The sequence below is a fragment of the Sphingopyxis sp. NFH-91 genome (genome assembly GCF_021401285.1).
Taxonomy (GTDB): Bacteria; Pseudomonadota; Alphaproteobacteria; order Sphingomonadales; family Sphingomonadaceae; genus Sphingopyxis; species Sphingopyxis terrae_A.
Genome location: NZ_JACBGA010000002.1, coordinates 401853 through 414771, shown reverse-complemented (window position 1 = coordinate 414771; position 12919 = coordinate 401853). Strand labels below are relative to the sequence as shown.

Annotated in this window: 14 protein-coding genes; 9 read left to right on the top strand and 5 right to left on the bottom strand. The window is 65.6% G+C overall.

Annotation, left to right across the window (positions count from 1 at the left end):
• The first annotated feature begins 45 nt into the window (after positions 1-45).
• The 7 genes from L0963_RS06945 (at position 46) to L0963_RS06915 (ending at position 6140) form a co-directional block, all read left to right on the top strand.
• A complete protein-coding gene (locus L0963_RS06945; protein WP_058811860.1) occupies positions 46-393 on the top strand; it encodes a lipopolysaccharide assembly protein LapA domain-containing protein in 348 nt (115 codons plus the stop codon).
• Positions 390-1064 carry an orotidine-5'-phosphate decarboxylase gene (gene pyrF, locus L0963_RS06940; RefSeq protein ID WP_234178954.1) on the top strand — a complete coding sequence of 225 codons (675 nt, stop codon included), beginning with the start codon at positions 390-392 and terminating at the stop codon, positions 1062-1064. The genes L0963_RS06945 and pyrF overlap by 4 nt, the downstream gene beginning before the upstream one ends.
• Before the next feature lie 139 nt (positions 1065-1203).
• The gene (locus L0963_RS06935) at positions 1204-1836 is read left to right on the top strand and encodes a phosphoribosylanthranilate isomerase (protein WP_062902479.1); all 633 of its coding nucleotides are present in this window, start codon (positions 1204-1206) and stop codon (positions 1834-1836) included.
• Positions 1837-1935: 99 nt separating this feature from the next.
• Complete coding sequence (gene trpB / locus L0963_RS06930; protein WP_062903211.1) at positions 1936-3156, top strand: tryptophan synthase subunit beta; 1221 nt, start codon at positions 1936-1938, stop codon at positions 3154-3156.
• Positions 3153-3944 carry a tryptophan synthase subunit alpha gene (trpA, locus tag L0963_RS06925; RefSeq protein WP_186401915.1) on the top strand — a complete coding sequence of 264 codons (792 nt, stop codon included), beginning with the start codon at positions 3153-3155 and terminating at the stop codon, positions 3942-3944. Before trpB ends, trpA begins: the two co-directional genes overlap by 4 nt.
• On the top strand, positions 3941-4792 hold the full coding sequence (accD, locus tag L0963_RS06920) for an acetyl-CoA carboxylase, carboxyltransferase subunit beta (protein ID WP_003044151.1): 852 nt from the start codon (positions 3941-3943) through the stop codon (positions 4790-4792). Before trpA ends, accD begins: the two co-directional genes overlap by 4 nt.
• Positions 4793-4823: 31 nt before the next feature.
• On the top strand, positions 4824-6140 hold the full coding sequence (locus tag L0963_RS06915; protein ID WP_186401916.1) for a bifunctional folylpolyglutamate synthase/dihydrofolate synthase: 1317 nt from the start codon (positions 4824-4826) through the stop codon (positions 6138-6140).
• Here the strand turns inward: L0963_RS06915 and L0963_RS06910 are convergent.
• The 3 genes from L0963_RS06910 to L0963_RS06900 form a co-directional block, all read right to left on the bottom strand.
• Positions 6137-7534 (bottom strand): MFS transporter, encoded by a 1398-nt coding sequence (locus tag L0963_RS06910; protein WP_234178953.1) that lies wholly within the window; start codon positions 7532-7534, stop codon positions 6137-6139. The genes L0963_RS06915 and L0963_RS06910 overlap by 4 nt on opposite strands.
• An 80-nt stretch (positions 7535-7614) precedes the next feature.
• Positions 7615-8352: a DUF1223 domain-containing protein gene (locus tag L0963_RS06905; protein ID WP_186401917.1), complete on the bottom strand. Its 738-nt coding sequence runs from the start codon at positions 8350-8352 to the stop codon at positions 7615-7617.
• Positions 8353-8410: 58 nt separating this feature from the next.
• The gene (locus tag L0963_RS06900; protein ID WP_003044165.1) at positions 8411-8848 is read right to left on the bottom strand and encodes a response regulator; all 438 of its coding nucleotides are present in this window, start codon (positions 8846-8848) and stop codon (positions 8411-8413) included.
• 157 nt (positions 8849-9005) lie between these two features.
• Here L0963_RS06900 and L0963_RS06895 point away from each other — a divergent pair, with 157 nt between their 5' ends.
• Both L0963_RS06895 and rsmD read left to right on the top strand, forming a co-directional pair.
• A complete protein-coding gene (locus L0963_RS06895) occupies positions 9006-9860 on the top strand; it encodes a pseudouridine synthase (RefSeq protein ID WP_040590028.1) in 855 nt (284 codons plus the stop codon).
• On the top strand, positions 9860-10402 hold the full coding sequence (gene rsmD / locus L0963_RS06890) for a 16S rRNA (guanine(966)-N(2))-methyltransferase RsmD (RefSeq protein WP_186401918.1): 543 nt from the start codon (positions 9860-9862) through the stop codon (positions 10400-10402). The genes L0963_RS06895 and rsmD overlap by 1 nt, the downstream gene beginning before the upstream one ends.
• On the opposite strand, the gene L0963_RS06885 is transcribed toward rsmD, so the two are convergent.
• Positions 10399-11505 carry an aspartyl protease family protein gene (locus tag L0963_RS06885; protein WP_186401919.1) on the bottom strand — a complete coding sequence of 369 codons (1107 nt, stop codon included), beginning with the start codon at positions 11503-11505 and terminating at the stop codon, positions 10399-10401. The two genes, rsmD and L0963_RS06885, sit on opposite strands and share 4 nt — an antisense overlap.
• Before the next feature lie 131 nt (positions 11506-11636).
• Positions 11637-12875 (bottom strand): MFS transporter, encoded by a 1239-nt coding sequence (locus L0963_RS06880; protein ID WP_082819959.1) that lies wholly within the window; start codon positions 12873-12875, stop codon positions 11637-11639.
• Positions 12876-12919 lie beyond the last annotated feature (44 nt).

Sequence of the window (12919 nt, the reverse complement as noted above, 5' to 3'; positions counted from 1 at the left end):
GTCGCTTAGGGTTCGATGCAGAGGCCGGTAAAGGAGCGCAATAACGTGGGAATCGTGCGAACCGTCATCTGGGTGTTGCTGACCATCATTCTCGTCGTCTTTTCGATGGCCAACTGGAATCCGGTCACCGTGACCATATGGCCGGGACAGGTGCTCGACACCAAATTGCCGGTGCTGATCTTTGCCGCCTTTCTGATCGGCAGCCTGCCGCTGTGGATCGCGCTGCGTACCTCGCGCTGGTCACTGAAGCGCCGTATCGAAACGAGCGAACGGCAACTTGCCGACTTGCGCGCCATGGCCAACCGCCCCGCCGAGACGCCGCTCACGCCCGAACCGGCGCCGCAGTCGAAGCCCGTCAACGACATCCCACCCTCGCCGCTGGATCCGCAATGAGCTCGCCTGTCTATCTTGCCATCGACACCCCCCACCTCGATGCCGCGCTGACGCTGGCGCAGCGGGTGCGCCACCATGTCGGCGGGCTGAAGCTCGGCCTCGAATTCTTCTGCGCCAACGGTCATCACGGGGTGCACGAAATGGCGAAGCTCGGCCTGCCGATCTTCCTCGACCTCAAGCTGCACGACATCCCGAACACCGTTGCCAAGGCGATCCAGGCGCTGCGTCCGCTCGAACCCGCGATCCTGACCGTCCACGCCGCGGGCGGCCGCGCGATGATGGAAGAGGCCAAGGCAGTCGCGGGAAGCGCGACCAAGGTGGTCGGCGTTACCGTGCTCACCAGCCTCGACGCGCCCGATCTCGATGATATCGGCGTCGGCGGCACCCCGCACGACCAGGTCGTCCGCCTCGCCGCGCTGGCCCGCGAATCGGGTCTCGACGGCATCGTCTGCTCGGGCGAGGAAGTGAAGGCCGCGCGCAAGGCATGGCCCGGCGGCTTCTTCGTCGTACCGGGGGTGCGCCCTGCTGACGGCCGTGCCGGCGATCAGAAGCGTATCGTTACCCCGGCGCAGGCGATGGCTGACGGCGCCTCGATCCTCGTCGTCGGCCGACCGATCAGCCAGTCGCAGGACCCCGACCTCGCGGCGCGCGCGATCGAAGCGACGCTGTAAACACACTTTCATTCAACCATCGTAATTGCGAGGAGCCGAAGGCGACGAAGCAATCTCCAGCTATCGGGATTGTGTTACGCCGATGGCTGGAGATTGCTTCACTTCGCTCGCAATGACCTAAATGATCGAACCCTGATATATGCCCCCACTTGTCAAAATCTGCGGCCTCTCTACGCCCGAAACGGTTGACGCCGCTATCCGGCTCGGCGCGACGCACATCGGCCTCGTTCACTATGAACCGAGTCCGCGCCACGTCGATCTGAAGACCGCTGCCGCGCTTCGCCAGCGCGCCGGGGGGAAAGTGAAGGTTGCGCTCCTTCTCGTGAATGCCTCGCGACAGGTGACCGGCGAGGCGCTCAGCGCGGTGCGCCCCGACATCGTCCAGTTTCATGGCAATGAAACACCCCAATGGCTCGCCGCGGTCAAACGGCTCGTTCCCGCCGAAGTCTGGAAGGCGGTCGGCCTGAAGGATGCCGGAACGCTGGAACGCGTCCGGCAGTTTGAAGGTGCGGCCGACCGCATCTTGTTCGATGCGCCGGCAGCGGCGTTGCCCGGCGGCACCGGCGCCCGCTTCGACTGGTCGCTGCTCAAGGGCCATCGCCACTCGATCGATTGGGGCGTCGCAGGCGGACTGACCCCGGCCAATGTCGCACAGGCGATCGCCGAAACCGGCGCGCCGCTCGTCGATGTGTCGTCGGGGGTCGAAAGCGCACCGGGCGTCAAGGATATGGACAAGATCGCCGCTTTCCTTAAAGCGGTCGGCAGATGCTGACACCGCAGTTCCTCATGATGCGCATCGGAAAACGATGGCGCTGACCGCTTGAGACCCGATCTTCAAGTGCGCGCCCACCCGTAACCGATGGAAATGACCATGACCGAAGCACCGACCCTGCCCAACAGCCTCCGCACCCAGCCCGACGCGCGCGGCCATTTCGGCGCCTTCGGCGGCCGCTATGTCGCCGAAACGCTGATGCCGCTCATCCTCGACCTCGAACGCCATTATCGCGCTGCGCAGGCCGACCCTGCCTTCAAGGCCGAGTTCGACTATCTGCTCAAAAATTATGTCGGCCGCCCGAGCCCGCTGTGGTTTGCCGAGCGGCTGACGAACGATCTGGGTGGCGCGAAGATCTATTTGAAGCGCGAGGATCTGAACCACACCGGCGCGCACAAGATCAACAATTGCATCGGTCAGATCCTGCTCGCCAAGCAGATGGGCAAGACCAAGATCATCGCCGAAACCGGCGCCGGCCAGCACGGCGTCGCGACCGCGACCGTGGCAGCGCTCTTTGGCCTGCCCTGCACCATTTTCATGGGCGCGGTCGACGTCGCGCGGCAGCAGCCGAACGTCTTCCGCATGAAGCTGCTCGGCGCCGAAGTCGTCGCGGTCGAAAGCGGCGCGAAGACGCTGAAAGATGCGATGAACGAGGCGCTCCGCCACTGGGTCGCGAACGTCGAGGACACCTTCTACATCATCGGCACCGTCGCGGGGCCGCATCCCTATCCCGAACTGGTGCGTGATTTCCAGTCGGTGATCGGCGAGGAAGCGAAGGCGCAAATTCTCGAAGCCGAAGGGCGCCTGCCCGACATGCTGATCGCCCCCGTCGGCGGCGGGTCGAACGCCATCGGGCTGTTCCATCCCTTCCTCGATGACACAGACGTCGAGATCGTCGGCGTCGAAGCCGCGGGCGAAGGATTGGGCGGCAAGCACGCCGCCAGCCTCGCCGGCGGCAAACCCGGCATCCTCCACGGCAACAAGACCTATCTGCTGCAGGATGAGGACGGCCAGATCACCGAGGCGCACAGCATCTCGGCGGGGCTCGACTATCCGGGCATCGGCCCCGAGCATAGTTGGCTGCATGACATCGGCCGCGCGCGTTACGAACCGGTCACCGACGAAGAGGCGCTCGCAAGTTTCCAGAAACTGACCAAGCTCGAAGGCATCATCCCCGCGCTCGAAAGCGCGCACGCGATCGCCGCTGCCGAACGCATCGCGCCGACGCTGGGCAAGGACAAGATCATCATCGTCAATTGCTCGGGTCGCGGCGACAAGGACATCTTCACCGTGGCGGAAGCATTGGGGGTAAAGCTGTGACCCGCTTCGCCGCCGCCTTCGCCAAGCCGCGCCCTGCGCTCGTCGCCTTCATCACCGGCGGCGATGGCGACACCGCCGCGAACCTTGACGCGCTCGTCGCGGGGGGTGCCGATGTGATCGAACTGGGCATGCCCTTCACCGATCCGATGGCCGACGGCCCCGCGATCCAGGCCGCAAACCTGCGAAGCCTCGCCAAGGGGACGACCACCGCCGACCTGTTCGGTATCGCCGCCGCCTTCCGCCAGCGCCATCCCGACACGCCGCTCGTGCTGATGGGCTATGCCAATCCGATGACGATCCGTGGCGCCGACTGGTTCGCCGCAGAGTGCGCGAAAGCAGGGGTCGACGGCGTCATCTGCGTCGATATTCCCTCGGAGGAAGATCCCGAACTCGGCCCCGCGCTCCGCGCTGCCGGGGTCGACCTGATCCGCCTCGCAACGCCGACGACCGACGCGGCGCGCCTGCCAGACGTGCTGAACGGCGCGGGCGGCTTTCTCTATTATGTTTCGGTTGCCGGGATCACCGGGATGCAGCAGGCCGCTCAGGCGAGCATCGAGGATGCGGTTGCGCGCCTGAAAGCCGCGACCGACCTGCCGGTCGCGGTCGGATTCGGCGTTCGCACCCCCGCGCAGGCGGCCGACATCGCCAAGGTTGCCGACGGCGTCGTCGTCGGATCGGCCTTCATCGACATCATTGCCGAGCATGGCGACGCCGCGGCGGCGCATGTCGAGGCCTTCACCCGTTCGCTCGCCGATGCTATCCACAGCGCAAAGGAGATCGCCGCATGAGCTGGCTCGACCGCGTTCGCAACGCCCTGCCCTTCACCGCCAAGCGCGACACCGCCGACAACCTCTGGCACAAATGCCGCCAGTGTCAGCAGATGGTGTTCGTCAAGGAGTGGGAAGACAATCTGAACGTCTGCCCGCGCTGCGACCATCACGACCGCATCGGCGCCAAAGAGCGCTTCGCGCAGCTTTTCGACGGCGGCCTGCACGAGTTGATCGCCGCCCCCGCGGCACCCGAAGATCCGCTGAAGTTCCGCGACACCAAGAAATATGTCGACCGCATCAAGGCCGCACGCGCGCAGACCGGCGACCGCGACGCTTACCAGAACGCCTTCGGCCGCATTTCGGGCCAGGGCGCCGTGATCGGGGTGCAGGATTTCGCCTTCATGGGCGGATCGATGGGCGTCGCGGTCGGCGAAGCCTTCGTCGCCGGGGTCGAGGCCGCGATCAAGCGCGGCGTCCCCTACATCGCGATCACCGCCGCGGGCGGCGCGCGGATGCAGGAAGGCACGCTGTCGCTGATGCAGATGCCGCGCGCTACGGTTGCGCTCCAGCGGCTGCGCCGCGCGGGCCTGCCTTATGTGGTGCTGCTCACCGACCCGACGACGGGCGGCGTGACCGCGAGCTATGCGATGCTGGGCGATGTGCAGATCAGCGAGCCCAATGCGCTGATCGGCTTTGCGGGCCAGCGCGTGATCGAAAATACGATCCGCGAAAAGCTGCCCGAAGGATTCCAGCGCGCCGAATATCTGCTCGATCACGGGATGATCGACATGGTGGTGCATCGCAAGGAGCTGCCCGCGACGCTCGGCCGCCTGATCGGCTATCTCGCGCCCGAAAAGGCGGCTTGATCCCTCCTCCTGACGGACGGAGGGAGAATCCATGCCCGACCACGCGCACAGTTCCGATCCCGCCGTTCAGGCGCAGCTCGACCGCCTCGCGGCGCTGTCGCCGGGTCGCGACATATTGGGGCTGGAACGCATCGGCGAACTGTGCGCGCGCCTCGGCGATCCCCAAGACCGGCTGCCGCGGACCTTCCATGTCGCAGGGACCAACGGCAAGGGATCGACCTGCGCCTATCTGCGCGCAATACTGGAGGCGCAGGGGCGCAGGGTCCACGCTTATACCAGCCCGCACCTCGTCCGGTTTAACGAGCGCATCCGACTGGCGGGCACCCTGATCGATGATGCGGCGCTCGCGGCCTTGCTTGGCGAAGCCCTCGACGTCGCGGAAGGGCTGCACGCAAGCTTTTTCGAGGTGACGACTGCGGCGGCTTTCCTTGCCTTTTCGCGCATCCCCGCCGACGATTGCATCATCGAGGTCGGGCTGGGCGGACGACTCGATGCGACCAATATCATCCCGGCGCCGGCGGTGTGCGGCATCGCCTCGCTCGGCATCGACCATGAGGCCTTTCTGCTCGCGCCCGAAGACGGCACCCCGACGCGCCCTGCCGAACGGATCGCGTGGGAAAAGGCCGGCATAATCAAGCGCGGCGCCGCGCTGGCGACGCTCGCCTATCCGCCGCCGCTGGCGCGGGTAATCGCGGACCGGGCCGAGGCGGCGGGCGTGGTCCCGTTCGTCGAGGGCGAAACCTGGTCGGTCGAAGCCGTCGGCGACGCCTTTCGCTGGCGGTCGATGGACGGGGAACTCCCCGCCTTGCTGCGCCCGCGCATGGCGGGCGGGCATCAGATGCGCAACGCGGGCCTTGCGATTGCGATGCTCCATCTCGCGCCGGGACCGAAACCCGATGCGGGCGCGATCGAGCGCGGCATCGCCGCGGCTTACTGGCCGGCGCGGTTGCAACGACTGGAGAGCGGACCGCTCGCAAAGCTGCTCCCGCCCGCCACGACGGTGTGGCTCGACGGCGCCCACAATGCCGATGCAGGGCATCAACTCGCGCAGCATTTTGCGGGCGATGCGCGCCGCATCCATCTGGTCACCGGGATGCTCGCCAACAAGCATCCCTCGGCGTTGATCGATCCCCTCGCCGGCAAGCTCGCCTCGATCACCGTCGTGCCGGTGCCCGGGCACGAGCATCATGGCGCCTCAGCCTTCGGGCCGGAAGCGCTCGCGGCCGATACCGTCGAGGCTGCGCTGGCCGGATTGGCCGTAGACCCTGTGACCGAGATCGTCCTGATCGCCGGCTCGCTTTACCTTGCGGGCGAGGTGCTGCGCGCGAACGGCGAATTGCCCGATTAGGCCGACGCCTCGCGCGCATGCCGGGTACCCGCCGTGCCGACCGATTGGTCAACGAGCCCGCTGCGCATCATCAGCCAGAATAGGACAATACCCGGCAGGGCTGCGGCGACGGTGAACAGATAGAAGTTCACATTGCCCATATTGTCCATCATCGCGCCCGCCGTGGTGCCGGTCAGGAAACGACCGACAATGCTCGCTGCGGAGGAGATCAGCGCATAATGCGCCGCAGTGAAGCGCAAGTCGCAGAGTGCCGAGAAATAGGCGACGACAACGACGCCGCCGATGCCGCTCGCAATATTTTCGAACCCGATCGCGCCGGCGAGGCCCCAATTGCTGTGGCCCGCCGCCGCGAGCAGCGCGAAGCTGAAATTGCTCACCGCCATCAGGATCAGGCTGAGCAGTACCGACTTTTTCATGCCCATCCGCGCGTAGAGAATCCCGCCGATGAAAATGCCGATCAGATAGGCCCAGAAGCCGATACCGACGTCGTAGATCGCAATCTCGTCATTGCTGAAGCCAAGATCGTTGAGCAGCAGGCGCAGCGTCAGATTCGCGAGCGTATCGCCGATCTTGTGGAGCAGGATGAACAGCAGCACCAGCCAGGCGCCATGGCGACTGAAAAACTCGCGGAAGGGACCGATGATACCCGCGACAAGTCCTGGTTTGCCTTCGCGCGAGAGTGCCGCGCGGTGCCGCTCGGGCTCGCCGACCCAAAAGCCCGCAATGACCGCCGGCAATGCAAAAAGCGCACATGCCAGATAGGCCGCCTCCCATCCTTGCCGCGCGGCAAGATAGAGCGCGAGCGCACCGGCGCCCGCCGATCCGATCCGCCAGCCATATTGCGACATGCCCGATCCGACACCGAGTTGTTCGGGCTTCAATATCTCGATCCGGTAGGCGTCGATCACAATGTCGAACGTCGCGCCCGCTGCACCCACGAGAACCGCACCGACCGCCATTTCGAACAGCGCGGCGAATTCGCCTTCATGGCCAAGCCCGAACCGCTGCATGAGGTGCCCCACGGGGGACTGGCCGACCTGCTGCGGATCGACCAGCGCGAGATTGCCGACCGCCAGCATGACGAGCATGGCCGTCAGGATCAGCCAACTGATCCGTTGGCCGACCACCCCGGCCCCCGGAAGGCGGATCGTATCGACGATCCAGGCCCACAGCGGTTTGAAATTATAGACGAGAAAGGCGAGCGAAAAGGCGGTGATCGATGATTTTTCGAAACCGTCCTGCGACAGTCGCGTCGTCAAGGTGGCACCGATCATCGCATAGGGAAATCCCGACGAAATGCCGAGCAGCAGCGCCGCCAGCGGCGCGCGTTCCAGATAGGGCCGGAGGCTGTCCCACCAGCTTTGCGGTGGCGGCGGCGCCATATCTGCCTGCATAGATCCTCCCTGTCGCGCTCGGCTGACCGGCGACGCATCGAACCGTTCGGCCTAAAGCAACAGGACCAAATTGGAAGCATCTATTTGGCGGGGCGCCCGATCCAGCGGACGGCGTGCACGCGCCCGCCGGCGCGGTCCTGCAACAGCACCGCCCAGCGGTCGGCGCCGCGCTGGCCCGCGATCGCTGCGGGTATTGCAGCCGCGCAGGCGCCGCTTGCGGGGCAAGGAACCGCCGCCTCGGCCAGCACCACATTGGTATAGCCCAGCGTCCGGTTGCCATTCTCGCCGCGGGCGACGTCGACCGAGGCGCGGTGCGCGATCGCCACGAAGCGCAATTCGGCACCCGCTGCGGACCGCGAAGCGACCACACGGCCGCCGTCGAGGCGAAGCGCCGCGTCGCTTGGCGCGGCGCCGAGCATCCGGCGCAGCGCCCGCTCGTCCGATCCGACGGCGGCCGCGCTCCCCTGCACGACGGTTTCGGGGGTATAAACGCCCGCCCCCGGCAGCCCGCGCCGCGCATAGCGGTCCTGAAGCGCATCGTTCGCGGCGCGCGCGAGCGTATCCTTCCATCCCAGCCGGTCCCAATAGGTAACGGGGCGGCTGACCGCGACCACGGAGCCTTCGGCATCCAGTCTTTCGAGCAACCGGTCGGCGGGCGGACAGGAGGAACAACCCTGGCTGGTGAACAACTCGACCAGCACGGGCGCCGCGGGCGGCGTCGAAGCCGCGATGGCGGCGGACGGTCGATCGGATGGCCCGAACAGGAGCGCGGCGGCCGCCCCCAAAGCCAAGCTGAACAGCGGAAGCAATATCTTCAACGGGATCCTCCTCGCGCATCGGCACTCAACCGCCGGTTCGGTGGAGGCAGCGGGCCGGTTACGCGGCCTCGGGACGCCAATAGGTTTGCATCCCGCTCACCTTGCGCGGCATCTTGTGCTTGCACACCATCGTCTCGACGGCGCGAACCGCGTGGAGAAGCGCCGCCGCCCCGTGCGGCTTGGTCAGGCAGGCGAGCGCGATGTCGCCCGCATCTTCGGGACATTGCCCCGTTACCAGCAGTACGGCAACGCCGCGGTCGCGCGCGAGCCGCGCAACCTCGCGTCCCGTCATGTGCCCCGCGAGCTTGAGGTCGAGGATCAGCGCATCGATCGTCTTGTCTGCCAGCATCGCGACAGCCGCTTCGCCCGAATCGACCGTCGCAACGACGTCATAGCCACCATGCTTCAGGGTCCGCTCATTGTCGAAAGCGACCAGCGGATCATCCTCGACGATCAGCAGCCGTTTGAAGCAGGACGGGCGGGACGCGAAGAGCATTTTACCTACCTTCCGTCCGCCGCATGACTCTGCGTGCGCGTCCTCGCAAGATTGCTTTTGCTTGCCATCGACGAAGCGACACTTTTCCGGCTATGAGCGTGGCCATATTACAACATCCCTTTTCCCGAATAACGATATGAAAGCCGCATCCGTTCCGATGACGACACGCCGCCCACCCCGTTCGCCGTCCCGCCCGCCCGCTTCCCCGCAGGGCGACGCTCCGCGTGGCCGCCGCAGCGCGCGCGCTGCACAACCGCCGCGTAAGGCTCCGCCGAAGGAAGAGGAGCGCGAGGACGGGCCGCAGCGCATCACCAAGCTCCTGGCGCGCGCTGGCGTCGGGTCACGGCGCGATGTCGAACGAATGATCGAGGAAGGCCGCATTGCACTGAACGGCGCGGTGATCGTGCAACCGGCGCCGCTGCTCTCATCGCTCGAGGGCTTGACCGTCGACGGCAATCCGGTCGCAAAGCCCGTATCGACGCGCCTCTATCGCTTCTACAAGCCGGTCGGCTGCCTGACCGCGGCGCGCGACCCCAAGGGACGCAAGACGATTTATGACGTGCTGCCCAAGGGGCTGCCGCGGCTGATGCCCGTCGGGCGGCTCGACTATAATACCGAGGGCTTGCTGTTGCTGACCAATGACGGCGAATTCAAGCGCCAGCTCGAACTGCCCGCCAGCGGGGTCGAGCGCACCTATCGCGCCCGCGCGTTTGGCGACATCAGCCAAGCGCAGCTCGAGGAACTGGTCGAGGGGGTCGAGATCGACGGGGTCCGCTATGGCAAGATCGACGCCAATCTCGAACGGCGGACGGGGCGCAACCAGTGGATCGAGCTGACGCTGACCGAGGGCAAGAATCGCGAGGTTCGCCGCGTGCTCGAACATCTGGGGCTGCAGGTGAGCCGCCTGATCCGGACGCGATATGGCGCTTTCGAGCTCGACGGCCTCGATGTCGGCGCGGTCGAGGTCGTACCACGCGATGCCTTGTTCCAGTTCCGGCGGCGGATGAGCTGATGCGCGTCATTTCCGGCAAATGGCGCGGTCGCAAGTTGATCGCGCCCAAGAATGATGCCACTCGCCCGACCGCCGACCGCACGCGCGAGACACTCTTCTCCATGCTTGCAAGCCGGCTCGGTAGTTTCGAGGGCTTGTATGTCGCCGACCTGTTCGCGGGGTCGGGCGCGCTGGGGATCGAGGCCTTGTCGCGCGGCGCCGTGCAGTGCCTGTTCGGTGAGCAGGATCGCGAGGCGATCGACGCCCTGCGCAAGAATCTGGCGGCGCTCGGTGCGGCCGGACGCGCCGAGGTGCGGGCCGGTTCGGTCCTCGCACTTGGGCCAGCGCCACGCAGTTTCGATCTGCTGCTGCTCGATGCGCCCTATGCAACCGGCGCGGGCAGTGTCGCACTCGACAAGCTGGCGCGGCTCGGCTGGGTCGATACCGATAGCTGGATCTCGATCGAAACAGGCGAGAAAGAAAGCGTCGACGTCGCGGGCTTCGCGATCGAAGCGGAGCGAAAGGTCGGAAAAGCTAAGCTGACGCTGCTCCGTGCCGACTAAAGATAGGGCTTCAGATTGAACTGCGCGTGACCGCGCTTCCCGTCGCGTTCATAATCGAACGCGACTTGATCCCCGGGCTTGCCGCCCAGCCGGCGCAACATCGCGTTCCATTCGACCCCCACAAGCGTATCGCCCGGTTGCAGCCCGGCGTCCTTGGCCGGGCTGCCGTTGCCAACATCCTCGATCACGATACGCGTACCTTTGCGGTCAAGCCAAAGCCCCGACATCGGATAGCGCTCGGTTCCTGCAAAATCGAGTCCGTTGGGCGCCATCCATAGCTGTTTGCGCTTGGGATCCGTCGACAGGTGGAAATGGCGGATCATGTCCAACCCGACCAACCCCTCGACATTATCGAAATTGCCGTTCCGCGGGCCGGGCTCAGCAAGTGTGACCAGCGCGCGCGGAAAGGCGAATTTGTGAAGAAGGACCTTGTCCGCCCGGAACATACGGGTCCGCAGACTTCCTTTGCCGAAGCCGCTTGCACGCACGGGAACATAGGGTCGTTCGCTATCCCACCAACCGATGTCGCGCGCCGCCTTGCCATCGAGCAGGATGTTGCGGGGTGCGCCTGTGTCGATCAGGAAGCGCCCGGAAAAATCGCCGATCTGCACGGGCGTGGTCAAACCGTAGCTCGCCCGGCGGGGCATATAGCTTTCGGGTATCAGATACATGCCAGGCCGCTCGCTACGGCCATCGGGATAGATGCGCCACTGGTTCGCCACGAAATCAAGATCGCTGTCCATATCGGTAAACAGCGGCGCGCCGATCAATCCCCGGGTGCTCGAGTCGACGACTGACTTGGTGCCGTGAAATTCCATATAGGGGATGCGAAAGGTGCCGCCGATCACCACATCCTCGACGCGCAGGACCGACGTCCGCTCTACCCCGCCCAGGCCGCCGATAATGCTCGCGCCGCGTTCGCGCAGCTTGACGGAGTTCGCCCAGCTATCCGAAATCAGGCTTTCGGTGGTACCGGTGTCGAGAATGAACGGTTCGGGAGGCAAGCCTTCCACCGACACATCAAGCCAGACGCGATTGCCCTGCAGCCTGATCGGTGCGGCGAAGACCATTGGCGCCAAAGCGGCCGCGGAACCCGGCAGCATGAGGCTGGCGATGACCGGCCATGAGGCGATGAAAGAACGGCGTGCGATCAAGGACATGGGCAGATCTCGCGGTGGTGGGAGACTATCCGTTTGTTAGAGATTCAATGATGACGCCGCAATGACATTGCGCCTCACGCGTCACCGCGTTCAATTTTTGTCACCAAGGCCAGGCCGCAAAAGCTGACCAGTCCGGCGAGCGCCAGATAGAGGCCGACGACCTCGGTTCCGCGCCAGTCACCGAGCGCCTGCGCCGCGATCGGCGCGGCTGCGCCGCCTAATATGCCGCCGACATTGAAGGCGACCGACGCGCCGGTGTAGCGGACGCGCACGGGGAACAGGCCGGTCAGCCAGCTCCCGAGCGGGCCGTAGACGAGGCCCATGACGAACAGCGATGTGGCGAGACCTGCGAAGATCGTCAGCCAGCTCCCCGAGGCCAGCGCCGGACCGAACAGCAAGCCGACGAGCATCGTCGCGCCGCAGCCCCAGCGCAGCACGCGCTGCGCACTCGACGCATCGCTGGCATAGCCCGCAAAGATAATGCCGCCCGCCATGAACAATATCGCACCGAGCTGGATGAGCAGAAACTCCTCCTTCGGATAGCCGAGCGTGGTGGTGCCGTGCGCAAGGGCGAAGCTGGTCGCGAGATAGAAGATCGCGAAACAGGCGACGACCGCGAAGGTGCCGGCAAGCGTCGCGACGAAGTGGCCGCGCAGCAACTCGCCGATCGGCACGCCGACAGGCGCGTCGCGCTCCAACGCCTCCGAAAAGGCCGGCGTCTCACCGATCTTGAGCCGCACCCACAGGCCAAGGCCGACGAGCACGGCGGAAACAAGAAAGGGGATACGCCAGCCCCACGCCGCAAAATCGGCATCGCTCAGCCAAAGGCCGAGGAGCAGGAACAGTCCGTTGGCGGCGATGAACCCGACCGGCGCGCCAAGCTGCGGGAACATGCCGAAGCGCGACTGCCATCCCGGCGGCGCATTTTCGACCGCGAGCAGCGCCGCACCGCCCCATTCCCCGCCCAGCCCGAAGCCCTGCCCGAACCGCAAGATGCACAGCAGCAACGGTGCGACCCAGCCGACCATCGCATAGGTCGGCAGAAAGGCGATAAGCAGCGTCGAGGCCCCCATCAGCATCAGCGAGGCAACGAGCGTCGACTTCCGCCCGATCCGGTCGCCGAAATGGCCGAACACGACGGCGCCGACCGGCCGCGCGAAAAAAGCGAGCCCGAAGCTCATGAAGCTGAGCATCAGCTGCGCCGACGGCGATTCCGAAGGAAAGAAAAGCGGCCCGAAGACCAGCGCAGCCGCGGTGCCGTAGATATAAAAATCATAAAATTCGACTGCGGTGCCGACCAGACTTGCGGTCAAAATTCGGCGATGTCTGCGATATGGCTCCAGATTCACAGTCGCCC